Below are 24,769 nucleotides of genomic sequence, written 5' to 3'. Positions count from 1 at the left end.
GCCCAAATAACCAGCCAGAGGTGAATGACGATGACCTTGGTCAGCAAGACATATGGCAAGGACCGCGTGCGCGTCCTCCGGGTGAAGAAGGACGGCGCGCATCACGAGGTGCGCGAGCTCACCGTCAAGGCCATGATCACCGGCGACTTCGCCGGTGCCTTCGTGGCGGCGGACAATTCGAAGATGGTCTCCACCGACACCATCAAGAACGTGGTGAACGTGGTGGCCCGCGAAAATCCCGGCCTCGACACCGAGGCGTTCTGCGCGGCGGTGGCAGCGCGCATTCTCGACTCCTACCCGCAGGTGGAGACCACCACCGTCACCGGCCACGAGACCAAGTGGGACCGCCTTTCCTTCGGCGGCGTGCCGCACCCCCACTCCTTCGTGCTGGACGGCAACGGAAAGCCCTTCGCCAAGGTCCATGCGACCCGCTCGGGCGTGGAGATCACCTCCGGCGTTTCGGACTTCACCTTCATGAAGACCACGGCGTCCGCCTGGGACAATTATGCCCGCGATCCCTACACCACCATCAAGGAGACGCGGGACCGCATCTGCGCCACCGCCATGGAGGCGAGCTGGCGCTGGCGCACGGCACCGGCCGACTACAAGGCCGCCAACACCACGATCCTCTCGACCCTCATCGAAGTGTTCGCCACCACCTTCTCCGAAAGCGTGCAGGACAGCCTCTACCGCATGGGCACGGCGGCGCTCGCGAAGGTACCCGAGATCATCGACATCTCCATGGCCTGCCCCAACAAGCATTATCTTTTGATCAACCTGGAGCCGTTCGGGCTGGACAACGACAATGTGGTCTTCCTGCCCACCGACGAGCCCCATGGGCAGATAGAATGTACGGTGGGGCGGTAGGACAGGGGCACCGCACTCCCCCTCTCATCCGGGACCTCTGCACAGTCCCCTCCCCCGCAAGCGGGAGAGGGAGCTTGGCGGGCGTATCGACGCGGTCCCGCAAGGTAGAGGGAGGACCAAGCCCCTCAGATCTTCATCTTCAGCACCAGCGAGCCCATCTGGTTCAGGAAGCCGCTGGGGCTCGCCTCCAGATCGTAATTGAGACTCAGGTCCAGGCTTTCCGTGCGCATGCCGACGAGACCCACGCCGGCCGTATAGAGCCAGGGCGAGACATCGAGGCCCGAGGTGACGAAGCTGCCCCCTCCCCCCGCATAGGCGGCGATGATCTGCGTCTGGTTGTTCAGCATGTTGTAGCCGATGCCCGCGTTGGCCGTGACCAGCACATGGTCGGCGACCTGATACGTGCCCTTGAGGCCGGCAGTGAGCATCAGCTCCCGGTAGGTCTGGGAATTGACGGCAAGGTCCAACGCCCCCGCGCCGGTCTCGGCATAGGCATCGGCGCTGACCTGCGCATAATCGAGCCGCAGGATGGGCGCGAGGGTGACGCCCGGAGCTAGAGTGAACGTCTTGCGCAGGCCGAGGCCCGCATGGGTGGTGTAGCCGCCATAATCCGCTGAAGCCGTGCTGCCCATGAAGGCGATGGTGCGGTTTTCGCTGTTCCGGTTGTAGCCGGCATCGAGCTGGAAGTTGAGGTCGAGGTCCGGCTGCAGCGAATAGGCGCCATAGAGACCGAGCTGGTAGGTGCTGATGCCGAGGGAATTGGGCACGGCATCGTTGCCGCCGGTGATGGACGTGTAGGAATAGGCGAACACGCTGCCCAGGGCGAAATCGGGCGAGAGGGCCTTGTCGATGCCCGCCGCCACGCCGCCGCCGCTGGCGCTGTAGCCGGGCACGCCGCCGACGCTGCCCTGGTCGGCGAAGCTGCCGAAGGGCCGCAGCCAGACATTCCGCTCCGCGCCCGGCGCATCCGTGCCGTGGATGGCGTCGAGGCGGGTCATGACCACCTGCTGGAGCGCGCGCTGCGTCGCATAGGTCGCCTGCGCCCCCGCGCCGGCCAGCACCGGCAGCGTCTGGCTGATGGCGGTGGACAAGGCCGCGCCCTGGAGCGTGTTCAGCACATTGATGGCCGGCGCCAGGGGGCCGAAGAGCCCGTCCGTGGTGCCGGCTACCCCGTAGAGCATGTTCGCCGCGCCCAGGGCCGAGGGGTTGTTCGCCGCCGCCACCGCCTCGGCATAAGGAGAAACCAGAGAGAGAGTGGTCACGTCGCCGGTATAGTTACCGAGGGAATCGTACGCGCCCAGCAGCATCTGGGCGGTGGAGGGATCTCCGGCGAGGTCGCCATAGAGGCTCGACAGCCCCACCGGCGAGATCGCGTTGAGCAGCACCTTGCCCTCGGGCGTGATGGAACCCATGAGCGTGAACGTGCCGCCGCCCGGCGCGACGCCCGCCCCCCAGAAATAGCCGCTCTTGTAATTGGTGATGACGATGGTGCCCGGAGCGGTGCTGCCGAACAGGCGCGGGCTGACGACGTGCCAGGGCGTGCCGGCGGTCCAGGCCCATTGCGGCGATGCGTTGCTCGGCACCGCCTGCGCGGCAGGCGGCGTGAAGGTGGCGGGATCGTAGGGCACCATATAGGCCCAATGGGTCACCAACAGGCTTGTGCCGGTGATCATCTGCATTTCCATCTCTGTGACGCCGCCCCGGTCCGTCATCTGCCCGAGGCCGATGGTGGTGGAGCCCCCGGTGGTGGGCGTGAAGACCATGGTGATCTGCCCGGCCGGCGTGACCGAGCCCTGGATGTTGGAATCGGAGGAGGTGGTGATCGGGCCGATGGCGAGTTGCGCCGACGACGTCCCCGTGAAGGCGCCGTTGACCGAGGTGCCGAGGCTCCACAAGGTCTGGTCGCCGATGGGAGCGGGATTGGCAAAGGACGTGCTGGGCGCCGCATAAGCCAGCATCTGCGGCACCGTCACATACCAGTGCGAATTGGAGATGGTGGAATCCCAGGTGCTGGACTGGGCGAAGACGGAAGAGCCCGTTCCGAGAAGGAAACCGCATGATGCCAGGGCCAGGGCTCTGCGCCGCCGCCCGAGACTTCCCCTCCCCATGGCGCGCCCCATCCCTCGCCGATTCGCGATGTGAAGCGAGTGTGAACGACCCGGCGCGCCGTGCCCATGGCATTTTCCGGTTCTGCACACGGCCCCGAAGGCCGGCCCGCCGGCGTCAGCGAGCCGCCGGCGGGTAGGATCGGAGGGATCAAGCGCCCCCTGCAACCCTGGCGCAGATGGATGAGGCTCAGCCGCCGGATACCTTCTGGCGATTCCGATCGTGCAGCGCGGCAAGTTCCGGGGTGAGCACTTCGCCGAAATCGGCGAGCTCGACCACCGGGCGGATCTCGATCTCGCTGGGGCCGGGCATGGGATTGGGGCAGCGCTTCAGCCATTCCACCGCCTCCTCGATGTCCTTGACCTCCCAGAGCCAGAAGCCGGCGACAAGCTCCTTCGTCTCGGCGAAGGGGCCATCAATGACCGTGCGGCCCAGCCCGTCGAACGCGATCCGCTTGCCCTTGGCGGAGGGGTGCAGGCCTTCGCCCGCCAGCATGATGCCGGCCTCGATCAGCTCTGCATTGTACTTGCCCATGGCTTCAAGAAGCTCGCTCGAAGGCATCGCCCCCGCCTCGCTGTCGGCGGTCGCCTTCACCAGAACCATCACGCGCATCAGTCTCACTCCTCTAAGTCCGAGGCGCGGATCGCCTCTTCGCGCATAGGACGAACAGGGCCGCTCCACACCGACAAAAGGCATCGCATATTTTTGCCGAGGCGGCCCGCAGCATGGAGCCCGGCAAGCGCCAGCGTTGCCGATCGCTCCGAGCGCCAAGCCTCGTCTGAGCCTGCGACCTGTGCTATGTGCTTCTAGTCGAGAAAGCTCGAAGGTGAAGTCGAAGGTGAGGCTTGTATGAACGCGTCGCTTCACTCCGCTGCGCCCCATCATCTGCCGGCATTCATCACCGCTCCGGGCGAGACGGATGTCCTCATGACGGTGATGGCCGTCTTTCTGGTCGTGGCCGTGCTGGCAGTCGGCATCTTGTTCCTGCGGCTGCACACCCTGCCCGAGCGCATCGCACACAAGTCCAAAAAACTTCAGCTCGAAATTGTTGCGGTGTTGGGCCTGCTGGCCCTCTTCACGCACGTGCATCTGTTCTGGGTGGCCGGCCTGCTGCTCGCCCTCATCGACTTCCCCGATTTCGGGGGCGCGCTTGGGCGGATGGCGGGAGCGCTCGAGAAGATCGCAGGCATTCCGCCGGGCAAGGGTGCGGACGACGTGCCGGATGAGATGGATGCGGGCCTTCAGCCTCCTGATCCACCCCAGCCGGAGTCCCAGGCAAAACCAAGACTCGCTCCGACGGGCGCAGAGGGCTGATCCATGCTTGAGCTTCTTCTCTGCTCCCTGCTCACAATCCTGCCCGACTATCTCTACCGCCGCTATGGGCAAGGAAAGAGGCTCGGCAAGGAAATCACTCTCTATTCAGCATGGTTTGAGCTGAGATGGGGCATAACCGCTTGTGTGATGCTCACCATCGGGTTGATCACGGTGATTTTCTACAATCACCCCTCCACCAGCAACGCGACATTGTATTACAGGACCATTCCGATCATCTCGGAAACAAACGGGCGCGTCGCCGAAATCTATCTCGGAATGAGCGATAAGGTTACGCAGGGCGCCCCGATCTTCAGGCTCGACAATACGGCCCAGCAAGCGGCAGTGGAGGCCGACCAGCGCAGGATTGCCGAGGTGGAAGCGGCAATGGTGGTGGCACGCACCGACATTGCTGCAACGGAGGGCAAGATCCAAGAGGCCCAGAGCGCCCATCAGCAGGCCCTGGACGAATTGGAGGTGAAGCAGGAACTCTTCCGTCGCAACCCCGCCACCGTCACGGTTCGCGAAATCGAGCGGCTGGAAAACCTGGTGGAAGGCCGCAAGGGCGCCATCACGTCCGCAATGGCCGCGAAGGAAGCGGCCGAGGCGCGCATCGCCATCCTCCTGCCGGCAGAGAAAGCGAGCGCCGAAGCCGCCCTCGCCCAGGCCCAGGTGAATCTGGAGAAGACGATCATCCGCGCCGGCGTGACCGGACGGGTGGAGCAGTTCGCGCTGAAGGTGGGCGACATCGTCAACCCGTTCATGCGTCCCGCAGGCGTCCTCATCCCCGAAGGCGCCGGGCGAAACTCCATTCAAGCGGGCTTCGGGCAGATCGAGGCGCAGGTCATGAAGGTCGGCATGGTGGCCGAGGTGACGTGCATCTCGAAGCCGTGGACCATCATTCCCATGGTGGTGACCGTGGTCCAGGACTTCATCGCAGCGGGCCAGTTTCGCGGCGGCGAGCAGCTGATCGATCCGCAGCAGGTGACGCGGCCGGGGACGATCGTGGTCTTCCTCGAACCGCTCTTTGAAGGCGGGCTGGACGGCGTGACCCCAGGCAGCAGCTGCATCGCCAATGCCTATTCCAGCAACCATGACCTGATCGCTTCAGGCAAGGTCGGTACGCTCCACGGTCTCGTTCTTCACGGGGTGGACGCGGTCGGGCTCGTGCATGCGATGCTCCTGCGGTTGCAGGCGCTGCTGCTTCCCATCCAGACCCTCGTCTTCACGGGTCATTAGCGCGGCATAGGCGTATCGGGTGCAGGCCGCCTCAAACCGGCCTCACCCCCGTCTGCGCTTCCACCCATGTTGCGAAAGCGGCATCGGCTGCCTCCACCGGCAGGAGAAGGATCGCCGGCACCTCGTAGGGATGCGCCGCCTTCAGCCGGGCCATCAGCTCCGGTGCGAGCGCGGCGGTGGTCTTGAGCAGCAGCACCACCTCCTCCGCCCGCTCCATGGCGCCCTGCCACTCATAGAAGGAAACCATGGCCGGCAGGATGTTGCCGCAGGCGGCCAGGCGCGCCTCCACCAGCGTGCGCGCCACCGCCTCGGCGGAGGCGAGCGAGGGAAAGGTGGAATAAACGAGCTTCACTTCCATGGGCGCCTCGCGCTGCGGCACGCAAGCATGGGGCGGGGGCGGCGCCTCGACAAGCCTGCCGTCGCCCGATACGAAGGCAAAGCGCCGCTTCCGGCGCCTTTAGAGGAGCCGCCGGAGCGGCCGTCTTGATGAGCGAGCCCGCCCCGTCGTTCGAGAAGATCGCCTTTGTCGCCGCCTCAACGCCGGAGGCCGAAGCGGCCCGCGAGCGGCTCGTGAGCCGCTACGGCAAGGCGAGCGACGATGAGGCGGATGTGATCGTCGCCCTCGGCGGCGACGGCATGATGCTCCAGACCCTGCATGCCTTCCGTGGGCAGGGCGTGCCGATCTACGGCATGCACCGGGGTTCGGTGGGCTTCCTCATGAACACCTATCGGGAAGACCATTTGCCCGACCGCCTCGCGGCGGCGGTGCAGGTGCAAATCCACCCGCTCATGATGGAGGCGGTGGACCAGGACGGCGTGCGCCACCGGGCGCCAGCCTTCAACGAGGTGGCCCTGTTCCGCCAGACCTACCAGGCCGGCAAGCTGCGCGTTTCCATCGACGACAAGGTGCGGCTGGACGAATTGATCTGCGACGGCGTAATCGTCGCCACCCCGGCCGGTTCGACCGCCTACAATTTGTCCGCCCACGGACCCATCCTGCCGCTGGGCACGCCGCTTCTCGCGCTCACCCCCATCTCCCCCTTCCGCCCCCGCCGCTGGCGCGGTGCCCTGGTGCCGGACAAGGGACGCATCGACATTGCGGTGCTGGAGGCCGGGAAACGGCCGGTGAGCGCGGTGGCCGATCACTATGAGGTGCGCAACGTGGTATCCGTTTCCGCCCAGCTTGACGTCGCCTCATCTTCCGCGATGCTGTTCGACCCCGATCATGGGCTGGAAGAACGCATTCTTCGCGAACAATTCGTGTATTGAGGGGTCTGCCCGACCCCGGTTCATAGCCCCGCCGAGCGCATGGTCTTCTCCTCCGTCACCTTCCTCTGCTATTTCCTGCCCGCCTTCCTCATCGCCTATTTCGCGACCCGGGGCACGCGCGCGCGGAATCTTGTCCTCCTCGCATTTTCGCTGGTCTTCTACGGCTGGGGCGGGATTGGGAACCTCGCCATCCTGGCGGTGTCCATGGTGGGCAACTATTTCCTCGCCCTCCTCATCGGCTCCCGCCCGCCGGGGCGCCGGCTGCCGGCTTTGTGGCTCGCCGTCGCGTGCAATCTCGCAGGGCTCATCTTCTTCAAATATATCGGCTTCCTCGCCGAGAACCTGAACCTCCTCCTGCCCGCCGAGCTTGCCGTGCCGGTGCTGCATGTGGGGCTGCCCTTGGGCATCTCCTTCTTCACCTTCCACGCCATCTCCTATCTGGTGGACGTCTATCGCGGGCGGGCGCAGGCCAATGGGCGGTTCGAGGAGATCGCGGTCTACATCACCATGTTCCCGCAGCTCGTGGCGGGCCCCATCGTGCGCTATTCCACCATCGCCGCCCGCATCCGCGACCGGCGGACCACGTTCGGGCGCATCTCGGCGGGCCTGCGCATCTTCGTCATCGGCCTCGCCTGGAAGGTGCTGATCGCCGACGAGGTGGCCTCCGTCGCCGGGATGGTGTTCGACCAGACAGACGCGCCGAACTTCGTCACCGCCTGGCTCGGGCTCCTCGCTTATTCCCTCCAGATCTATTTCGATTTCGGCGGCTATTCCAACATGGCCATCGGCCTCGCCTTGGCCATGGGGCTGAACTTCCCGCGCAATTTCCGCCTGCCCTACGGCGCCCTCTCCATCACCGATTTCTGGCGCCGCTGGCACATGAGCCTGTCCAGCTGGTTCCGGGACTATGTCTACATCCCCCTCGGCGGCAACCGGCACGGCCACCTGCATACCGCCGTCAACCTGTGGACCGTCTTCCTCCTCTGCGGCATCTGGCACGGGGCGGCCTGGACGTTCCTGATCTGGGGCGCCCATCACGGCCTGTTCCTGGTGCTGGAGCGCACCCGCTTCGGCAAGGCGCTCGCCCGCTCACCGCTGGTGCTGCGCCACGCCTATGTGTTCCTGGTGTTCCTGTCCGGCTGGGTCTGGTTCCGCGCGCTGACCGTGCCCCATGCCCTGGATGTGTTCGCCGGTCTCGTGGGGCTGAACGGCTTCGGCCCCATAGACACCTCGCTCCAGACTGCGCTCCAGCCGGTCACCATCGTCATGATGGTATTGGGATGGCCGCTCGCCATGTGGGGTGTGCCCAATCTGCCGGCGGGCCCGCTTCCCCGGATGGTGCGGCAGGCGGTGTTTGCGCTTTGCGACAGCGTGGTCATCCTGGCGCTGTTCGCGCTGAGCGTGATCACCGTGGGGGCGGCGAACTACAGCCCCTTCCTCTATTTCCGGTTCTAGCCGCCATGCCGATGCTTCTCGCCTATCGCCGCTGGTGGTGCCTGATCTTCACGGGCATCCTGCTGCTGCCGGCGCTCGGCCATTTCCTGCCCGATCTGCCGGGCCCCGTGCGGCCCGCCATCGCCCCGGCGGAGCGCTGGTGGGTACATGCGACCGAGCGGCTCGACCCCTTCATCAATGCCCATTTCGGCTTTCGCGGCGTCATCATGGGTGCCAATGCCGCTTATGCCCGCGCCTTCCATTCCACCCGCGCGCGCCCCCTGATCATCGGCGAAAGCGGGCAGCTCTATTACACCGGCGACAAGGCGCTGGAGCAGTCCCTCGGCCTCCTCGTGCGCGAGCCGCCGCTGGTGACGCTGGAGGATGTGCTCGAAAAGCTCGATCGCACCCTGGCCGGGCGTGGGGCGAAGCTCGTCGTCACCTCCCCGCTCAACAACGCCACCGCCGTGCCCGAGAAGCTGCCGGAATGGGCCAAGGCGCAGATGCGCGGGCCGACCGAGCTCGACATCGTGGCGCGCGACCTGCCCAAACGCGGCGTTGCCTTCGTGGACCTGCGCGCGCCCTTCAACGAGGCGGCGAAGACCGGCCCCATCTATCGCCGCACCGACACCCATTGGAACCAGCGCGCGGCCGTCATCGCCTTCAACGACGCCATAAAGGCCGCCGGCCGGCCCGACCTCGTTGTGCCGCTGGACCAGGCCATCGGGCCGCTTATCTCCGTGCCCACTGGTGATCTTGCACGCTATCTCGGCGAGGCCAGCGAGACCGGAGACAAGGATTACGTCATCCTCGATCCCGCACCGGGCGCCAAACTCACGCCCCTAAAGGGCGTCGTGCCGGTGCGGCCGGACAGCGACCCCTTCCAGCCCTATGCCTATTCCACGGGCCATGAGGGTCCGAGCATATTGGTGATCGGGGATTCCTTCACCCAGCACTATTGGCCGCGCCTCCTGAAGGCGCGGGCGAGCCGCTTCGGCTGGATGCACAACAATTCCTGCAAGTTCGAGTGGAACGCCATCGACACGTTCAAGCCGGACATCGTGATCTACGCGCCCACCGAGCGCTCGCTGCCCTGCAAGGGGCTGCCCATGGGCATGCCCTAGGGTCCAGAGCCAATCGATCTTTAGAAATAGCAGGTTCACTGCCTTTCCTGCCGTCATGGCCGGGCTTGTCCCGGCCATCCACGGAGCTCCGCCGGGCGCGGCTTAACGGAGAGACGTGGATGCCCGGGACAAGCCCGGGCATGACGGCGCTTTGGGCCATAGTCCCAAGAGTGAATGTCGATTGGCGCTAGCGCAGTTCCAGCAGCGCCGCCGCGCCGTCCGGCCGGGCGCCGAGATGGAACGTGATCTCGGGAATGTCGAACTCATGGGCGGCCAGCGCGTCCCGCCAGCCCGCAAGGTCCGCGCCATAGGGATTGTCGCGCAAAAGCTGCACCTTCACGAAGGGAAAGCCGGCGGCGAGCAACGCGCGCCAGCCATGGTGCAGGCGGTTGTCGCCGTCCCCGCCGGGGGCGGAGAAGAGGATCTCCACCTTCAGGCCCTCGGCCTCCAGCGTCGCCTTCTGGCGCACTTCATAGTCGCGGATCACCTGGTTCTTGTCGGCCAGCGAGCGCACTCCGCCCCAGAAACGGCGCACGCCCTCCCGGCGCAGCGCGCCGTCCTTCAGCACGAACAGATAGCTCTGGAAGTGCGGCGCGATCTCGCTGCTGCCGGTCATGGCCACCACGTCCGCCGGGCTCCGGCGCACCCGCTCGACCATTTCAGCAAGAGGCGCCGCGGCGTGGTAGACGCTGTCATTGGCGAACCACAACTCGGGCGCCGCCCAGAGCTCGGGCATGTAGCGCAGGCACGCCGCCCACGCGGCGAAATCGTAGCCGTGGTTCTCGCGCACCACGAGCGCGTCGGCGACCTCGGGGCCCGGATCGAGGCAGTCGAGGTCGGGCCGGTCGGTCACGGCAATGAGCACCAGCCTGAGCCCGTTGCGCTTGAGGTCCGCGCAATAGCGCAGCGTATGGGCGAAGAAGCGCCCGTCCGGCGCATAGGCCACGAACAGGCAGACCGGCCCGGTCGCTTCGGCAAGCGAGGGGAGCCGCAGGGCCCGGAAGCCGGCATCCAGCACGTCCTTGTCCGCGCCCCGTCCCGTATCGGGCGGCACTGAGAGCAGCCGCAGCGCCTTGCGCAGCCGCCGCACCGGGTTCTCTCCGGCAAGCACGCCCGACGCGGCTGCAAAGAGCTGCTTGGCGATCTCCGCCCGCGCGCCGAAGGACCGCATCACACCGCCCGCCCGCTCATTTCGGATCGTCCGGCCGAACCCGCTCCACAAGCTCCTCAACGGCGGAGAAGTCCCTGTAGCCGCAGCGGGCCAACGCGCCCATGAGCGCGGTGTCCACCCGCCCGTTGCGGATGAAGGCCTCGTTCACATAGACCCCCACCACCTCGCCGATCACCACATGGCGGTCGATGACCTTGCCATGCCGGTCCTTGGGCCGCAGCGTCTCGATATAGACGCACTCCAGCGCGCACGGCGCCTCTGCCACCCGCGGCGGCTTCACGAGACGCGAGGGGACCTGGGCGATCTGCGCGTGGTCGAACTCGCTCTTGTCGGCCGCCACGTTGGCGGAAGAGATGTTCACCGCATCGATGAGATCGATGGTGGCAAGGTTGCAGACGAACTCGCCTGTCGCCTCGATGTTGGCCACGGAGTGCTTGCGGCCGACCGAGGAGAACATCACCAGCGCCGGGTCCTCGGAGATGAGGTTGAAGAAGGAGTAAGGCGCAAGGTTCGCCACGCCAGTCTCGCTCAGCGAGGAGATCCAGCCGATGGGGCGCGGGGCGACGATGGCCTTCAGCGGGGAGAAGGGAAGGCCGTGGTCGCGCTTGGAGGGTTCGTAGAACATGGGCGCCTGGCCTCAATAGCGGGTGACGATTTCATCCAGCGACGGACGCGGCCGGTCTTCCATCTTGTTGGCGGCGGTGCCGATATAGACGAAGCCGGTGATGCGCTCGCTTTCCGAGAGCCCGAGCGCGGCGCGAGCCTTCGGCTCGTAAGCCGGCCATTCGGTCATCCAGGTGGCGCCGTAACCCAGCGCGGCAGCGCCGAGCAGCAGATTGTAGGCGGCAGCGGCGGAGGACAGCACCTGCTCCCATTCCGGGATTTTCACATGCGGCCCCGCCTTGGAGACCACCGCCACCACCAGAGGCGCACGGGAAAAGCGCTTGCGCTCCTCCTCGACGCGGCGCTCGCTGGCCTCCGGGTCCACCTCCTTCAGCACTGCCGTAAGCGCCTCGCCGGCGCGTGCACGGGCATCGCCCAGGAACAGGATGAAGCGCCAGGGCACGAGCTTGCCGTGGTCCGGCACGCGGGACGCGATGGTGAGGAGCGTCTTCAGATCCTCCTCGCCGGGGCCGGGCTCGATGAAATCAAGGATCCGGGTGGAGCGGCGGGTCAGCAGCAATTGGAGGGCATCGGGCATGAAACGACCTTCGCGACGCAACGGGGCATGGCCTGGAGCATGATCTATCAGGTGCCATGGCACGCTAAAAGCGCCTTTCCATGGAGCCGCCCGTGGGCGGCGATGACGTTGCGGTGACTTGAAACCGGCGCCGTTTCGAGGCACCTCAGCGCCATGCGTTCTCGATTTTGCGTCCGCCACGCGCTTCTGGCCCTCGCCCTTCTCCTGCCTTGCGGGGCAGCATCGGCGCAAGGCATGCCCTTCATGGGCGGGCCGGCCACGGTGCCGTCGGACAGCTTCGCGCCCCCGCCGCCGGGCGGCGGCCGCCCCGGTGGCCCTCCCCCCGCCATAAGCCGTGAGCCGCATGCGGTCCTGCCCCAGCCCCCCGCCGGCAAGGTGGCGCTCGGCGCCTATGCCCGGTTCGGCGCAGACGGCGCGCCGATCCCCCGCGGCGTCGCCTGGCGGGTGTTCGCGGACACAGCGGAAGCCTCAGGCGCCTTCCCCCTGGTGGCCGAGAGCTCCGAGCCATTCCCGGTCTTCTTCCTCAACCCCGGCGGCTATGTGGTGCATGTGACCTATGGCTTCGCAACCAGCGCGCAGCGGGTGCAGATGGGCGCAGTCTCCAAGCGCGAGGCCTTCACTCTCCCCGCGGGCGGCCTGCGCCTGACCGCCGATGTGGAGAACAAGCCCATCCCCGGCCAGAAGGTGACCTTCGATATCTTCGAAGGCTCCTTCCTCCAGGGCCGCACCTCCACCCAGCCTTATTACAGGGGCGCCAATGCCGGCGAGGTGGTGCTCCTGCCGGAGGGCACCTATCACGTGGTCTCAACCTATGGGGATGCGAACGCCGTGGTGCGCGCGGACGTAGCCGTGCAAGCGGGCAAGCTCACGGATGCGACCGTTCACCATCGCGCCGCGCAGGTCACCCTCAAGCTGGTAAGGCAGACCGGCGGCGAGGCGCTGGCGGACACCCAATGGACCGTCACCACGCCGGGCGGCGACACCATCAAGGAATCCATCGGCGCCTTCCCGCAATTCGTGCTGACCGAAGGCGATTACGTGGCCTTCGCTCGCAATGACGGGCGCACCCTGAGCCGGGAGTTCAAGGTGGAAGCAGGGCAGGACCAGGAGGTCCTGGTCATCCTGAAATAGATCATTCTGAAATGAGCGCGCCCGAAGGCGCGCTCATTGAGGTCAGAAGCTCCAGGTAAAGTTCGCCTGGAAGGCGTTGACGGTGACGCTGTCGGCGAACTGGCCCACATAGGACACGCCGATACGGGCCTGGGCGTTGAGGTGGAGGTCCACGCCCGCCTCGAGGAGCGCCGTGTTCTGTGCCAGCGGCACGCCGCCCACCGTGAAGTTCGACCCCGGAGTGGCGGTGAGGGCGAGCTGCGCGCTCGGGCTCAGGTCGCCGAAGGCATATTGCCAGGCGGCCGAGGCGTGGGGCGCCAGCATCATGCCGTTGGACAGCGCCACAGTGGTCGCCGCCCGCAGGCCGAGTGAGGTGTAGCCCACGTCCGAGGAGGTGGAGGCACCCGTGAGGCCGGCAGAGGGAGCCCCCGTCTCGGTGAAGCTGTCGGTGTTGAGATGCACCCAGGCAAAGCCCGCATAGGGTTCGAGCGCCAGCGCCTGGAACGCGAAGCCGTAGCCCACTTCCGCGAACACCTGGCCGGTGCCGCCGTCATACTGTGCGCTCGCCTGCTCGATGAAGCCGGGGAAGGCGACCGTGCGGCTGGCATCGATCTGATTGAAGGCATAGGAGGCACCGAGGCGCAGGTTCCAGGGGCCGGCGCTGGTGCCCGCATAGAGCGCCACCAGCATGGAGTTCACCTCGGACGAACTGGAAAGATTGCTCACGCTCGCGTTGGAGTTGGTGTAGCCCAGCGCCGCGCCGAGCTGCCAGTTGCCGACCTGGATATCCGCGCCCGAGACGATGCCGCCCACGGTCTCGCTGACGCTGGAGGCGTTGCCGTTGCCGTCGAGCTTGGCCCAGGCGCCGAAACCCTGGGCCCACACCGTGGTGCCGGAAAGAGCGGGAGCTGCCGCCGCCACCGGCGCCTTCGTGGCATAAGCCAGCGCCGCGCTGGCGGTGGGCTGGGCGGCTGCGGCTGCCTGGGGACCGGCATAAGCGAGCGCCGGGCCGCCATAGGCGAGCGCCGACAGGGGGCCGGCCTGGTTGGCATAAGACCCCTGGCGCAGGCGCCCGAGCACGGCCTGCCGGCCATAGAGCCCATCACCGATCAGCACCGACTGCTCGCTGGCATAGGCCTCGCCCGACAGCGCGCTCAGCGCCGAGGGAAGCTCGCCCGACATGAGCGAATAGAGCGCGGTGAGATCGCCGGACACGCTGTTGAACGTGTTGAAGGCCCGATCGAGGCCCGCGCCGACGGCGCCTTGGTTCGGCGTCAGGCCCGGCAGCTTCGCCATGCCCGAGGTCAGGTTGACGGTGACGGATGTGGGCGCATAGGCGAGCGAGGCGCTCATGAAGCCCGGCAGGCCGGATGTGGCCAGCGTCTCGAAGGTACCCGTCATCCCGTCGGTGGCGCGGATCAAGGTATAAGCGTTCGACAGGTTCGAGGTCTGGAAGGGAACCTGCAGCGAGCCGGCGAGCCGCGCCACGCCGGTTATTCCCAGCGTATCCGTGGTGCCGTCGGAGGTGACCCGCAAGGAGAGGGTTCCGGCGGAGGTCTGGACAAAAGTGCCGCTGAGGAGATGGGTGATGGACACGCCCGTGCCGGAGACGCCCAGCCAGCCGCTGTTCTCGAACCGCTTCTCCGGCCCCGCCGTCGCGGCGAGCCGGCCGTCGATGATGCCGGTGTTCACGATCACCGTGCCGTAGCTGTCGGGGCCGGTGCGCAGGGCATCGGACTCCGCGCTCGTCTGCAAAATGCCGTAATTCAGCAAGGTGCCGTAGAGGCCATGCATCTCCACGGCTGCGCCGGCGATGCCGGTGGAGACGACGGTGCCGGTATTGGTCAAGACGCCATAGGTCTCGCCGCGCATGCCGATGCCGCCATTGCCGCTGACCCGGACGGTGCCGCTATTGACGATGTCGTCGCCCTTGCCGCCGGACAAAGCGGCGGCATTGGTGGCGCTGGATGTCAGCGTGCCGGTATTGCGGATGGGATTGTAGATGCCCGCAATGGTGGCGACATAGCCGTTAGGCGTGGTGGAGCCCGGCGTGAGATAGATGCCCACCACCGTGTCGCCATAGGCCGAGTTCGAGGACACCAGCGACGCGCCGGGGATGTTGATCTCGTACCAAGTGGGAATGCCGAGGGCGTCCACGTGCAGCACGCCGGCATGCACCACGCCGTCCGCGGTCACCCAGTCGGCGACCATGTTGTACTCGCCGGAGCGTCCGGCGCCGGTGATGCCTTCCAGATGGGTGACGACGGCGTCGGGATGGTCGTAGGTGGCCCAGGTGCCTTTGCTCTTGTCGTAGAGATAGCCGTGCTCGGGGCCGATGCCGCCGCCCGGCCCCACATTGTAATAGCCTCCGGCGATGATATCGCCATAGACGCCATAGGCCGTGGTGCTGATGGCGCCTGGCTTGTTGTTGGTGACGTAGGTGCCGGTGGAGATCGTGTAGATCATCGCATTGCCGGTGGTGAGGCGGGTGTCGTAATTGCCCACCACCTGATTGCCGAACGTGCTGTGGGCGATGGTGTAAAGCGTCGTGTCGCCGGGCGAGTCGGGATAGAAGATGCCGGTCAGCTGCCGCCCCGGAGCCGCCGCTCCGTCATAGAGATAGCTGAGGTCATACGGCGAGGAGGCCGCGGTCATGTAGCTGCCCACGGTGCGCAGGACGCCGCCCTGGTTGCCGAAGCTCGGCCCGTAGGGCGAAGAGCCGATGGCGCCGGGATAGTTCACGCCATTGGCGGTGGCCACCGGCATGGGCGACCACTGGCCGGAGGACATGTTGTAGAGCAGCCCGCCGGTGGCGGTGGTGCCGGGCACCACGTAATTGCCGACGATGGTATTGCCGCGAATGCCGGTCAGAAAGGTGCCGCTGGTACCGAAATTCAGCGTCGTATAGGGCGTCGGCGCCTGCGCTTGCGCTTCCGATACGATAGCCAGCGCGCCCACGCCGATACCGACGGCAGCAAGTCTTCCGATTTTCATATGCCCGCCCCTAGCCAGCCCCGCCGAAAAATGGCGAATACGTGGCGGGCATCATATCGGCTTGGCCGGAATAAAGAATGCCTTTGGATCCAACGGACAAAAAAAACCATGGGGCGAGCACACGCCCCATGGCCTTGATTTAGATGGGAAAACCACCCACGCCGGGGACCTTCCCGCACGACATGGTCAAGCTGCCGCTTGCTGCAAAGCGCGCCGGAGCTGGTCTGGCGGGGTCGCTTCCGCCGCCAGCATGGCGAGGGCCTGATCCAGCGGCATGGAGACCTGGTCGTTGGAGCCGAGGCGGCGGATGGAGACGGTGCGTTCCGCCGCCTCCTTGCGCCCCGCCACCAGCAGCACCGGCACCTTGGCCAGCGAATGCTCGCGGACCTTGTAGTTGATCTTCTCGTTGCGAAGATCGAGCTCCGTGCGCAGGTCCAGCGCCCGCGTGGCGGCGGCCACCTCCTCCGCATACGGGTCGGCTTCCGAGGTGATGGTGGTCACCACGACCTGCGTGGGCGCGAGCCAGAGCGGGAAATGGCCCGCGAAATGCTCGATGAGGATGCCCGTGAAGCGCTCCATGGAGCCGCAGATGGCGCGGTGGATCATGACCGGCGTCTTCTTGCTGCCGTCCGTGTCCACGTAGAAGGCACCGAACCGCTCGGGGAGGTTGAAGTCCACCTGGGTGGTGCCGCACTGCCATTCCCGGCCGATGGCGTCCGAGAGGGTGTATTCGAACTTCGGCCCGTAGAACGCGCCCTCGCCCGGCAGGATGCCGGTCTTGATCTTGCCGCCGGACTGCGCCTCGATCTGCTTCAGCACCCGGCCCATGACCTCCTCGGCATGGTCCCACACCGCGTCCGAGCCCACGCGCTTCTCCGGGCGCGTGGAGAGCTTCACGATGATCTCTTCGAAGCCGAAATCGGCATAAGTGGAGAGGATGAGATCGTTGATCTTCAGGCACTCGGCCGCCATCTGCTCCTCGGTGCAGAAGATGTGGGCGTCGTCCTGGGTGAAGCCGCGCACGCGCATGAGCCCGTGCAGCGCGCCGGAAGGCTCGTAGCGGTGCACCGCGCCGAACTCGGCGAGGCGCATGGGCAGGTCGCGATAGGATTTCAGGCCGTGCTTGAAGATCTGCACATGGCCGGGGCAGTTCATGGGCTTCAGCGCGAACACGCGCTCGTCTTCGGTTTCCTCGCCCGCGGACTGCACCTTGAACATGTTCTCCTTGTACCAGCCCCAATGGCCCGAGGTCTCCCACAGGGACTTGTCCAGCACCTGGGGGGCGTTCACCTCGTCATAATCGGCCTTCAGGCGGCGGCGCATATAGGCCACCAGTTCCTGGAACAGGGTCCAGCCCTTCGGGTGCCAGAACACCGTGCCCGGCCCCTCCTCCTGGAAGTGGAAGAGGTCCATCTCCCGGCCGAGCCGGCGGTGGTCGCGCTTCTCCGCCTGCTCCAGGCGATGGAGATAGGCGTCCAACTCGCTTTGGTCGTGCCAGGCGGTGCCGTAGATGCGGGTGAGCATGGGGTTGTTGCTGTCGCCGCGCCAATAGGCGCCTGCCACCTTCATGAGCTTGAAGGCGTTGCCCACCTTGCCGGTGGAGGGCATGTGGGGGCCGCGGCACAGGTCGAACCAGTCGCCCTGGAAGTAGATCTTGAGGTCCTGGCCTTCGGGGATGGCGTCCACCAGTTCCACCTTGAACGCCTCGCCCTTCATGGCGAAGGTGTTCTTGGCCTTCTCGCGGGACCAGATCTCGCGGGTGAACGGCCGGTCTCGGGCGATGATCTCGCGCATCTTCGCTTCGATCTTCGGCAGGTCTTCGGTGGTGAAGGGCTCGTTGCGGGCGAAATCGTAATAGAAGCCGTTCTCGATCACCGGGCCGATGGTCACCTGCGTGCCCGGATAGAGATCCTGCACCGCCTCGGCGAGCACGTGCGCGGCATCGTGCCGGATCAGCTCCAGCGCCCGCTCGTCATCGCGCACCACGATCTCGATGCGCGCATCCCTGGTGATGGGCTCGGACAAATCGGTCAGCACGCCGTCGAGGGTGACGGCGACCGCTTTCTTCGAAAGGGATTTGGAAATGGCGGCGGCAATATCGGCGCCGGAGGTCCCCTCGGCGTAATCGCGCACCGCACCGTCGGGGAACGTCAAATGGATCATGGCTTCTCTCCCGCCCACTCCTGCGCACCACGCAGGTAGGCATCTTTTGGCAGCGCATCATCTAGGCTGGCGGACGGCAATCGTCCAGAGGGCGGAAGATCTGGGGGTAGTGTCAGTTTGAAACTTAAATCGTCGAACACACCGCGACGACGAAGTGACACGCACGGGACATCAAATTCTCCTTGGACGCGCGCGGAGGTCGCCAAAATGCGACTCCACTTCAGCAAACGTCATGGTTTTTGAAGACCAGTTTTGATCGTTCGTATCCTGGATCTCAAATGCGGTCATTTCTTCATGGTTTAGCCCGTTGTAGATAATGAATGTGTCCTGTGAAAAGCCTGCCGGTTGATCACCATGCATGACAGGAACAGCGGTTTCGAATCTGTAATGCGGGGAATGCCCCTTACCTTGCGCTCCAATGCGGACAACGAAGCCGGCACGGTTGGGCCCAAGTTTGTAAAAATTTAAGATCAGTGCTCGGACGTACTCCTCGCGCTGTTCTGGCTTTCCAGTCAGATTGAGGATCGTTGAGTTGCTGGCGATCTTGACCATGGGCATCCGCCTCTCCTGCTTTGAGCTACGCATATCGGAGCGGTGCCGGATTGGCGACAGGTGGGTCAAAGCGGCGAGATTTCAAACTGAAACACTACCGGCCTGCGGCGGCCATATACATCCAGGGACTGTATGATACTCTGGCTTTACCGTCGGTACTCCCCTGGATGGGTGATGACGATGTTTGGCGCAAAGGCTGGCCTAGACTGTTTGGTCGGCAGGCTTTGGCTCTGGGTCCTGGACCTGGGCTACGTCGCATGGATCCTGCGCGCGCCCCTCTCCAGCGTCGTCCTCGGTTTTCTCCTGATGTGGAAGGTGCCGCAGGCGCAGGACACGCTGGTGGACGTCGCCATGGCAGAGGCCATCCTGCCGTCCGCTCCCGTGTCGTGGCGCATGCTCGCGCTGTTCGCGTCCACCTTCTTCCTGTGGGCCATGCCGGTCCATTATTCCGCTCGCCTGCTGCTGGAGACGGACGCCCGCTATTTCCGCGCCAGCACCTTCCGCGCGACCCGGGGGCCGGTCACCAAAGCCTGGGTCGAGGGGCTTCGCGTCTATTTCCCCCGCATCCTGGGTGCCGCGACCTTCCTGCCTTTCTCCATTGGCGCGCTTTATGCCATTCGCGACCTGCCGAACCTGGGAAGCGGGGGAGAGGATGTGGCCGCCGCGGTGCGGCTCTGGTCGCTCGCCATGATCATGGTGGCGGGCGTGCCGATCTTCCTCGTCTATGCCATGGCCCGCCGGAGGCTCGCCGACAGCGCTGGCGGCAAGAATATCGACACGATCCTCGACCCCTGGGTCGCCCCGCTGTTTCGCGCGCTGGGGTTCCGCGCCACCATGGACAATCAGGCCGAGATGCGCTCGACGGGGCGTCTGGGCCTGCTGGTCTATGTGCTGTTGGTGGGCGTCGTGCTCATCATGACGCCGCTGCGCCTCGCAACCCTGCTTCCCCTGGCGCTCGCCATTCCCCTGGTGCTCGGTGGCTGGGTGCCGGTGCTCTCGGTCATCGGCTATTACGGCCGGCGCCTGCGCATGCCGCTGATCCTGCTGTTCGTGCTGCTGCCGGGTATCCTGGTCTATTTCTGGGGCGACAATCATGTGGTCCGGCCCTGGAAGGCCGAGGCCGGCCAGCCGCCGCTCCAATCCCAGAGGCCGACGCTCCCGCAGGCGCTCGATGCCTGGATGGACGCCAACCAGTGCCGGCAGGATCCGGGGACCTGCCCGCGCCCCATCATCGTCGCGGCGGCGGGTGGTGCGAGCCGCGCGGCCTTCTTCACCGCCAGCGTCATCGGCCACTTTCTCGACGTGGAGCAGCACCGCCCCTTCTTCTCGCAGGCCCGGGGCGACAAGCCGCCCGTGGTGAAAACGCAGAATGACGACGGCCGCATCGTCAAGCTCGCCGGCACCGCCCCCGACGCGCCGGCTCTCACTGCCGCGGATGTCGCCAACCGCCTGTTCGCCATTTCCGGTGTGTCCGGCGGCGCCTATGGCGCGGTGGTGGCGGCGACGGCGCTCGCGGAACGCGGCCCCTCCGGCAAGCTGCCCTGCCGCGGCGGCGCGCCCTCGGAATGGTACGGCTATGAAATCTCCAACGCCCGCGACTGCCTGGAGGCGCTGACATCGGGCGACTACCTGACGCCGGTCTTCTTCGGCCTCGCCTTCCACGACCAGGCGCAGGCGTGGGACCCCTATCAATTGCTGTTCACCGACGACCGCGCGAGCCTGCTGGAACAGGCGTGGGAATACAGGTTCCGGAATGTGATTACCGGCTCGGGCGGGAATGAACCGGCCGAGACCGGCCTGAAGCGGCCCTTCTTCGCGAGCAACCTGCGGGCCAGCCAGTGGGTGCCGCTGCTCATCCTCAACGGGACCTCGGTCGCCACCGGGCAGCGCATCATCACCTCGGACCTTGCGGCGACCTATGATCTCAACGCGCCCTGCCCCGATGGAAGCCAGCCCGGCACCTGCCGCGTCTTCAAGCAGGCCATCGATTATGAAGCCCTGATCACATCGCGCGTGGCGGCCACGGCAACAGGCCGGGCCTTGATGAGCAAGGCGCTGAAAGGCACGGCTGAACAGTCCACGGGGAGCGAACCTGCCACCCCGCGGCGCAATGTGGCCGACATCGCCCTCAGCACGGCGGCGACCAACTCCGCCCGCTTCCCCATCATCTCTCCCCCCGGCTCCATCCGGGACCTCGACGGCAACATCGTCGACCGCATCGTCGATGGCGGCTATTTCGAGAATTTCGGGGTTCTCAGCGCCCTGGAACTGGCCAAGGCCATCGTGGCGCTGCAACCCCGGCTCGCGCCCTTCGTCCTGATCATCGCCAACGACCCGCAAAGCACGTTCCTGGAACGCCGGGATGCAAAGAGCCCGGTCCAGACCGCCGACGTCCAGGACGCCCCCTTCTTCACCGAGGTGACGGCGCCCCTCGGCGGGGTCGCGAACGTCCGAACGGCCCGCGGCCGCCTGGCGGTGGCGGAGCTGCAGACCTGGGCCCGCACCCACTATCCCCCTATCTCCATCCCCGACCCCATGCCCCCTGACCGCTTCACCGACATGCCCTGCAGCCAGCATGTGGCGCATATCGATGTGTGGCCGCAGGTGAGCCGAAGCCTTCCGGAAAGGCTGTTCGACGATCTGCCGGCCCGGAATGTCTGCGACCTCCTTCAGGCGCCCTCAAAGGCCCAAGATGTGCGCCTGCGGGAAGTCTCCATGAGCTGGTGGCTGTCAAAGGCGGTCCAGATCAACCTGCACAAGCAGTTGGAATCCACCCAGGACACCTGCAACAACGATGCGGCCGTGGCGATGGTGTGGAACGCGCTCCAGACCCGTTCGCAGAGCTGCTATCCGCCTCAGTCGGTGTCCGCGCTCCCGCGCCAGACGCCATAACGCCAGGGCCGGCGCCAGGAGCCCTCGGCCGGCAGGCATTGCGGCACGGGGTCGAAGCCGTGGCCGCCCCAGGGGTGGCAGCGGCAGATGCGGGCCGCCGCCATCCAGCCCCCGGCCCAGGCGCCGTGGCGGGAGATGGCCTCGTCCGCATATTCCGAGCAGGTGGGCAGATAGCGACACTGCCGCCCCATGAAGGCGGAGAGCGTGTAGCGGTAGACGAGGATTGGCACGCGGAGGAGAAGGCGCGGCAGGCGGGCGAATGCCTTCAGCGCGCCAGGAAAAGAAACGTCCATCCGCGCCATTGCGGCTCCTCAAGACCGTCAGGCGCGCCGCGCCTCGATCTGGTCGATGGCGTCCACCACGGCATCGAAGGTGAGCAGGGTCGAGGCGTGGCGGGCCTTGTAGTCCCGCACTGGCTCCAGCACCTCCAGCTCGGCCCAGCGCCCCTGCGGCGGCGGGCCGTTCTCCTTCAGCATCTTGCGCATGGCCTCGCGCACGTCGCGCAGCTCCGCGACGCTGGAGCCCACCACATGGCGCGCCATGATGGAGGAGGAGGCCTGCCCGAGGGCGCAGGCGCGCACCTCATGGGCGAAATCGGCCACCGTGTCGCCGTCCAGCGACAGGTCTACCGTCACCGTGGAGCCGCACAGGCGCGAATGGGCGGTGGCCGTCGCGCCGGGCTCGGGAAGGCGCCCGAGCCGGGGAATGTCGGCGGCGAAGGCGAGGATGCGGGAATTGTACACGTCGTTGATCATGGCGGGTCATCTGTAATCGCCGGCAAAGCATCACAACCATGCGTTACGCGGCGTGGAGATAGGCAAAACATGCATTTGCGGCAACCTGCCGGGCCTCTTATATAGGGCGCGGAAGCGCTGGCGGAAGACGCCGCGCGGGGGCTGAATGCTCCCGATGACGGACGGCGAAGCCGCTGCGGCGCGGATCACAGGGCCGCGCTATGCGCAGCCGACACCGGTGACACTCCCGCCCAGGAATGGGGCGGTCGGACGGAGTTGGTCATGGACGCGATTGCCAAGCTTTTGGAAACGCAGCCCGAGCTGGAGGCCGATGAGCGGCTGAAGGCGCTTGCGGAAGACACATCGCGCCCTTCGCGCGAAGATGCGGAAGCGGCGGTGCGCACGCTGCTCGCCTATATCGGCGAGGATACCGGCCGCGAGGGCCTGCTGGACACGCCGCGCCGGGTGGTGCGGGCCTATGAAGAACTCTATGCCGGCTATGGCCACGATGCCGAGGAGATCCTCGGGCGCACCTTCGGCGAGATCGGCACGTTCGACGATTTCGTGCTGCTGCGGGACATTCCCTTCTATTCCCATTGCGAGCACCACATGGTGCCGTTCGTGGGCAAGGCGCACGTGGCCTATTTCCCCGTGGAGCGGGTGGTGGGGCTCTCCAAGATCGCGCGGGTGGTAGACGTCTATGCCCGCCGCCTCCAGACCCAGGAGCATCTCACCTCGCAGATCATCACGGCGCTGGACGAGGCGCTGAAGCCCCGCGGCGTCGCGGTCATGATCGAGGCCGAGCATATGTGCATGGCCATGCGCGGCATCCAGAAGGCCGGCGTTTCCACGCTGACCAGCCAGTTCACCGGCGCCTTCCGGGACGACCCGGCCGAGCAGGTGCGCTTCATCACCATGGTTCGCGGACGGCCCTGAGCCTCCAAGTTGAAAGATAATCCCATGTCCGAGACCGCCCTGTTCGGCGCGAGCGCCGGCAAGGACGCATTGGAAGAAGGCGGGCTCCTGACCCCGCGCTTCGACGCCTCCGGCCTCGTCACCGCCATTGCCGTGGACGCGACCACCGGCGAGGTGCTCATGCTCGCCCATATGAATGACGAGGCGCTCGCGCTCACCATCCAGACCGGCGAGGCGCATTATTACAGCCGCTCGCGCAAAGCGCTCTGGAGGAAGGGCGAGAGCTCCGGGCACACCCAAAAGGTCAAGGAACTCCTGGTGGATTGCGACCAGGATGCGGTGCTCGTTAAGGTGGAGATGGGCGGCACGGGCGCTGCCTGCCACACCGGCCGGCGCTCCTGCTTCTATCGCCGCGTGCCGCTCGGCGCCACGCCGTCCGAGGCGCGGCTGGAATTCACCGGCGACACGCCGCGTTTCGACCCCACCAAGGTCTACGCGGGGACGCCGCAGAAAAGCTGATACCCATAGGGACCAGGGCACCTCCGGCTCCGGCCACGCTTCCGACACCAAGCGCGTCCAAGCTGAAGACCTCGGTCAACGCGCCGAAGAGCGTGGAGGCGTACATGTTGCAGGGGTTCAACTTTCTCGGCCGCGCTGCCGATCCGTCCGGCGCCGCTAGTGGGAGCACCGCCCCCGAACAGACAAAGCACGTCGAAACGCCCCCTCCCCCGCACTGGACGGCCGACCGGCCGGGAGGCCCCAGCGTCGCCATCGCCCTTGGCGGCGGCGCCGCGCGCGGCTTCGCCCATATCGGCGTGCTGCGCGCGCTGGAGCGCCACGGCATCCGGCCGACCGTCGTCGCCGGCACCTCCATCGGCGCCGTGGTGGGCGGGCTCTGGGCGTCGGGCAAGCTGAACGAATTTGAGGACTGGGCCGTCCATCTCACCAAGCGCGGCATTCTCGGCCTCATCGACCCCGCCCTCGGCGCGCCCGGCCTCATCAGCGGCAGGCGCCTGATGGAGCGCCTGAAGACGGAAATCGGCACGCTGGACATCGAGATGCTGCCGGTCACCTTCGGCGCCATCGCCACGGAATTGGGCACCGGCCACGAAATCTGGCTGACGCGCGGCAATCTCGCGGACGCCATCCACGCCTCCTATTGCCTGCCGGGCATCTTCACGCCTGCGAAGGTGAACGGGCGCTGGCTCATGGACGGTGCGCTGGTCAATCCCATCCCGGTCTCCACCGCGCGGGCACTCGGCGGGCGCATCGTCATCGCGGTGAACCTCAATGCCGAAGTGTTCGGCCGGGGCACCGTGATCCAGGACCATGGCGGTCCCCTCCTTGCCACCGCCGAGGCGGCGGTGACGCAGAAGAAGGAGGGCTTTGCCCGCATGTTCCGCCCCGACCGCATCCTGCGCGGCGGCTTCCTCTCCGGCCCGGCGGACGGGCCGAGAGCCATCTCGGCCGTGATGATCGATGCGTTCAACGTGATGCAGGACCGCATCGCCCGTTCGCGCCTCGCGGGCGATCCGCCGGACGTGCTCGTCTCGCCCAAGCTCGGCAAGATCGGCCTGTTCGATTTTCACCGCGCACGCGAAACCATCGCCGCCGGCGAGGAAGCCACCGAACGGGTGATGGAGGACATCACCACCGCCATCGCCGCGCTGAGCTAGCCGCTCCACCC

The 24,769-nt window shown here is 66.3% G+C and carries 22 protein-coding genes; 11 read left to right on the top strand and 11 right to left on the bottom strand.

Translation table 11 applies throughout. The annotated features are described in order from the left end of the window. Window positions 1-30: 30 nt before the first annotated feature. Window positions 31-867 carry a factor-independent urate hydroxylase gene (gene pucL, locus ABLE91_RS05055; RefSeq protein WP_348928984.1) on the top strand — a complete coding sequence of 279 codons (837 nt, stop codon included), beginning with the start codon at window positions 31-33 and terminating at the stop codon, window positions 865-867. 125 nt (window positions 868-992) lie between these two features. Here pucL and ABLE91_RS05050 read toward each other — a convergent pair whose 3' ends face one another. Next, on the bottom strand, window positions 993-2,975 hold the full coding sequence (locus ABLE91_RS05050; protein ID WP_348928983.1) for an autotransporter family protein: 1,983 nt from the start codon (window positions 2,973-2,975) through the stop codon (window positions 993-995). A 187-nt stretch (window positions 2,976-3,162) separates the two neighbouring features. After that, window positions 3,163-3,585 (bottom strand): YciI family protein, encoded by a 423-nt coding sequence (locus ABLE91_RS05045; RefSeq protein WP_348928981.1) that lies wholly within the window; start codon window positions 3,583-3,585, stop codon window positions 3,163-3,165. A 237-nt stretch (window positions 3,586-3,822) separates the two neighbouring features. Between ABLE91_RS05045 and ABLE91_RS05040 the strand changes: the two genes are divergently transcribed. Together ABLE91_RS05040 and ABLE91_RS05035 are read left to right on the top strand one after the other, a co-directional pair. Next, the gene (locus tag ABLE91_RS05040; protein ID WP_348928980.1) at window positions 3,823-4,287 is read left to right on the top strand and encodes a hypothetical protein; all 465 of its coding nucleotides are present in this window, start codon (window positions 3,823-3,825) and stop codon (window positions 4,285-4,287) included. Between the two features lie 3 nt (window positions 4,288-4,290). Further along, entirely contained in the window at window positions 4,291-5,523 is a 1,233-nt protein-coding gene (locus ABLE91_RS05035; RefSeq protein ID WP_348928978.1) for an HlyD family secretion protein, read from the top strand. A gap of 31 nt (window positions 5,524-5,554) precedes the next feature. Here the strand turns inward: ABLE91_RS05035 and cutA are convergent, their stop codons facing one another. Then, window positions 5,555-5,881, bottom strand: a complete 327-nt coding sequence (gene cutA / locus ABLE91_RS05030; protein ID WP_348928977.1) for a divalent-cation tolerance protein CutA — start codon at window positions 5,879-5,881, stop codon at window positions 5,555-5,557. Between the two features lie 128 nt (window positions 5,882-6,009). Here cutA and ABLE91_RS05025 point away from each other — a divergent pair, with 128 nt between their 5' ends. Genes ABLE91_RS05025 through ABLE91_RS05015 form a run of 3 tightly spaced genes read left to right on the top strand, consistent with a single transcriptional unit; the run spans window position 6,010 to window position 9,350 of the window. Continuing rightward, window positions 6,010-6,792 carry an NAD kinase gene (locus ABLE91_RS05025; protein ID WP_348928975.1) on the top strand — a complete coding sequence of 261 codons (783 nt, stop codon included), beginning with the start codon at window positions 6,010-6,012 and terminating at the stop codon, window positions 6,790-6,792. Between the two features lie 39 nt (window positions 6,793-6,831). Further along, window positions 6,832-8,247 carry an MBOAT family O-acyltransferase gene (locus ABLE91_RS05020; RefSeq protein WP_348928973.1) on the top strand — a complete coding sequence of 472 codons (1,416 nt, stop codon included), beginning with the start codon at window positions 6,832-6,834 and terminating at the stop codon, window positions 8,245-8,247. A 5-nt stretch (window positions 8,248-8,252) separates the two neighbouring features. Further along, on the top strand, window positions 8,253-9,350 hold the full coding sequence (locus tag ABLE91_RS05015) for an alginate O-acetyltransferase AlgX-related protein (RefSeq protein ID WP_348928971.1): 1,098 nt from the start codon (window positions 8,253-8,255) through the stop codon (window positions 9,348-9,350). A 187-nt stretch (window positions 9,351-9,537) separates the two neighbouring features. Here ABLE91_RS05015 and ABLE91_RS05010 read toward each other — a convergent pair whose 3' ends face one another. The 3 genes from ABLE91_RS05010 to ABLE91_RS05000 are packed head-to-tail and all read right to left on the bottom strand — an operon-like array spanning window position 9,538 to window position 11,722. Then, window positions 9,538-10,521: a rhamnan synthesis F family protein gene (locus tag ABLE91_RS05010; RefSeq protein ID WP_348928969.1), complete on the bottom strand. Its 984-nt coding sequence runs from the start codon at window positions 10,519-10,521 to the stop codon at window positions 9,538-9,540. 16 nt (window positions 10,522-10,537) lie between these two features. Beyond that, complete coding sequence (locus ABLE91_RS05005) at window positions 10,538-11,146, bottom strand: flavin reductase family protein (RefSeq protein ID WP_348928967.1); 609 nt, start codon at window positions 11,144-11,146, stop codon at window positions 10,538-10,540. A gap of 12 nt (window positions 11,147-11,158) precedes the next feature. Continuing rightward, complete coding sequence (locus tag ABLE91_RS05000) at window positions 11,159-11,722, bottom strand: nitroreductase family protein (RefSeq protein WP_348928965.1); 564 nt, start codon at window positions 11,720-11,722, stop codon at window positions 11,159-11,161. Window positions 11,723-11,875: 153 nt separating this feature from the next. Between ABLE91_RS05000 and ABLE91_RS04995 the strand changes: the two genes are divergently transcribed. Continuing rightward, window positions 11,876-12,853, top strand: coding sequence for an RgsD C-terminal domain-containing protein (locus ABLE91_RS04995; protein WP_348928964.1), 978 nt, complete (start codon window positions 11,876-11,878; stop codon window positions 12,851-12,853). A gap of 42 nt (window positions 12,854-12,895) precedes the next feature. Here the strand turns inward: ABLE91_RS04995 and ABLE91_RS04990 are convergent, their stop codons facing one another. The 3 genes from ABLE91_RS04990 to ABLE91_RS04980 form a co-directional block, all read right to left on the bottom strand. After that, complete coding sequence (locus tag ABLE91_RS04990) at window positions 12,896-15,826, bottom strand: autotransporter outer membrane beta-barrel domain-containing protein (RefSeq protein ID WP_348928963.1); 2,931 nt, start codon at window positions 15,824-15,826, stop codon at window positions 12,896-12,898. 186 nt (window positions 15,827-16,012) lie between these two features. Continuing rightward, a complete protein-coding gene (gene thrS / locus ABLE91_RS04985) occupies window positions 16,013-17,989 on the bottom strand; it encodes a threonine--tRNA ligase (RefSeq protein ID WP_348928962.1) in 1,977 nt (658 codons plus the stop codon). Window positions 17,990-18,160: 171 nt separating this feature from the next. Next, the gene (locus ABLE91_RS04980) at window positions 18,161-18,547 is read right to left on the bottom strand and encodes a hypothetical protein (protein WP_348928960.1); all 387 of its coding nucleotides are present in this window, start codon (window positions 18,545-18,547) and stop codon (window positions 18,161-18,163) included. A gap of 204 nt (window positions 18,548-18,751) precedes the next feature. Between ABLE91_RS04980 and ABLE91_RS04975 the strand changes: the two genes are divergently transcribed. Further along, complete coding sequence (locus ABLE91_RS04975) at window positions 18,752-21,433, top strand: hypothetical protein (RefSeq protein WP_348928958.1); 2,682 nt, start codon at window positions 18,752-18,754, stop codon at window positions 21,431-21,433. Here ABLE91_RS04975 and yidD read toward each other — a convergent pair. Beyond that, a complete protein-coding gene (gene yidD / locus ABLE91_RS04970) occupies window positions 21,397-21,726 on the bottom strand; it encodes a membrane protein insertion efficiency factor YidD (RefSeq protein ID WP_348928956.1) in 330 nt (109 codons plus the stop codon). The two genes, ABLE91_RS04975 and yidD, sit on opposite strands and share 37 nt — an antisense overlap. Before the next feature lie 27 nt (window positions 21,727-21,753). Continuing rightward, window positions 21,754-22,188, bottom strand: a complete 435-nt coding sequence (locus ABLE91_RS04965) for an iron-sulfur cluster assembly scaffold protein (protein ID WP_348928954.1) — start codon at window positions 22,186-22,188, stop codon at window positions 21,754-21,756. A 261-nt stretch (window positions 22,189-22,449) separates the two neighbouring features. Between ABLE91_RS04965 and folE the strand changes: the two genes are divergently transcribed. The 3 genes from folE to ABLE91_RS04950 all read left to right on the top strand — a co-directional run bounded on the left by folE (window position 22,450) and on the right by ABLE91_RS04950 (window position 24,758). Beyond that, on the top strand, window positions 22,450-23,103 hold the full coding sequence (gene folE / locus ABLE91_RS04960; protein ID WP_348928953.1) for a GTP cyclohydrolase I FolE: 654 nt from the start codon (window positions 22,450-22,452) through the stop codon (window positions 23,101-23,103). Window positions 23,104-23,127: 24 nt separating this feature from the next. Next, window positions 23,128-23,601, top strand: a complete 474-nt coding sequence (gene hisI, locus ABLE91_RS04955) for a phosphoribosyl-AMP cyclohydrolase (RefSeq protein ID WP_348928951.1) — start codon at window positions 23,128-23,130, stop codon at window positions 23,599-23,601. 104 nt (window positions 23,602-23,705) lie between these two features. Next, window positions 23,706-24,758, top strand: coding sequence for a patatin-like phospholipase family protein (locus tag ABLE91_RS04950; protein WP_348928949.1), 1,053 nt, complete (start codon window positions 23,706-23,708; stop codon window positions 24,756-24,758). Window positions 24,759-24,769 lie beyond the last annotated feature (11 nt).

Origin of the sequence: Aquabacter albus, from assembly GCF_040049275.1 — a bacterium.
GTDB lineage: Bacteria > Pseudomonadota > Alphaproteobacteria > Rhizobiales > Xanthobacteraceae > Aquabacter.
The sequence above is the reverse complement of the archived record's forward strand: the minus strand, read 5'-3'. Positions and strand labels throughout refer to the sequence as shown.

What these genes read in the sequence shown, in the direction of transcription:
- hisI (WP_348928951.1), top strand. Translation starts at nt 23,128, where the DNA reads ATGTCCGAGACCGCCCTGTTCGGCGCGAGCGCCGGCAAGGACGCATTG.
- ABLE91_RS05040 (WP_348928980.1), top strand. Translation starts at nt 3,823, where the DNA reads ATGAACGCGTCGCTTCACTCCGCTGCGCCCCATCATCTGCCGGCATTC.
- ABLE91_RS05050 (WP_348928983.1), bottom strand. Translation starts at nt 2,975, where the DNA reads ATGGGGAGGGGAAGTCTCGGGCGGCGGCGCAGAGCCCTGGCCCTGGCA.
- ABLE91_RS05015 (WP_348928971.1), top strand. Translation starts at nt 8,253, where the DNA reads ATGCCGATGCTTCTCGCCTATCGCCGCTGGTGGTGCCTGATCTTCACG.
- ABLE91_RS05000 (WP_348928965.1), bottom strand. Translation starts at nt 11,722, where the DNA reads ATGCCCGATGCCCTCCAATTGCTGCTGACCCGCCGCTCCACCCGGATC.
- pucL (WP_348928984.1), top strand. Translation starts at nt 31, where the DNA reads ATGACCTTGGTCAGCAAGACATATGGCAAGGACCGCGTGCGCGTCCTC.
- yidD (WP_348928956.1), bottom strand. Translation starts at nt 21,726, where the DNA reads ATGGACGTTTCTTTTCCTGGCGCGCTGAAGGCATTCGCCCGCCTGCCG.
- ABLE91_RS04965 (WP_348928954.1), bottom strand. Translation starts at nt 22,188, where the DNA reads ATGATCAACGACGTGTACAATTCCCGCATCCTCGCCTTCGCCGCCGAC.
- ABLE91_RS05045 (WP_348928981.1), bottom strand. Translation starts at nt 3,585, where the DNA reads ATGCGCGTGATGGTTCTGGTGAAGGCGACCGCCGACAGCGAGGCGGGG.
- ABLE91_RS05010 (WP_348928969.1), bottom strand. Translation starts at nt 10,521, where the DNA reads ATGCGGTCCTTCGGCGCGCGGGCGGAGATCGCCAAGCAGCTCTTTGCA.
- cutA (WP_348928977.1), bottom strand. Translation starts at nt 5,881, where the DNA reads ATGGAAGTGAAGCTCGTTTATTCCACCTTTCCCTCGCTCGCCTCCGCC.
- ABLE91_RS04980 (WP_348928960.1), bottom strand. Translation starts at nt 18,547, where the DNA reads ATGCCCATGGTCAAGATCGCCAGCAACTCAACGATCCTCAATCTGACT.
- ABLE91_RS05020 (WP_348928973.1), top strand. Translation starts at nt 6,832, where the DNA reads ATGGTCTTCTCCTCCGTCACCTTCCTCTGCTATTTCCTGCCCGCCTTC.
- ABLE91_RS04990 (WP_348928963.1), bottom strand. Translation starts at nt 15,826, where the DNA reads ATGAAAATCGGAAGACTTGCTGCCGTCGGTATCGGCGTGGGCGCGCTG.
- ABLE91_RS04950 (WP_348928949.1), top strand. Translation starts at nt 23,706, where the DNA reads ATGTTGCAGGGGTTCAACTTTCTCGGCCGCGCTGCCGATCCGTCCGGC.
- thrS (WP_348928962.1), bottom strand. Translation starts at nt 17,989, where the DNA reads ATGATCCATTTGACGTTCCCCGACGGTGCGGTGCGCGATTACGCCGAG.
- ABLE91_RS05035 (WP_348928978.1), top strand. Translation starts at nt 4,291, where the DNA reads ATGCTTGAGCTTCTTCTCTGCTCCCTGCTCACAATCCTGCCCGACTAT.
- ABLE91_RS05025 (WP_348928975.1), top strand. Translation starts at nt 6,010, where the DNA reads ATGAGCGAGCCCGCCCCGTCGTTCGAGAAGATCGCCTTTGTCGCCGCC.
- ABLE91_RS04995 (WP_348928964.1), top strand. Translation starts at nt 11,876, where the DNA reads ATGCGTTCTCGATTTTGCGTCCGCCACGCGCTTCTGGCCCTCGCCCTT.
- ABLE91_RS05005 (WP_348928967.1), bottom strand. Translation starts at nt 11,146, where the DNA reads ATGTTCTACGAACCCTCCAAGCGCGACCACGGCCTTCCCTTCTCCCCG.
- folE (WP_348928953.1), top strand. Translation starts at nt 22,450, where the DNA reads ATGGACGCGATTGCCAAGCTTTTGGAAACGCAGCCCGAGCTGGAGGCC.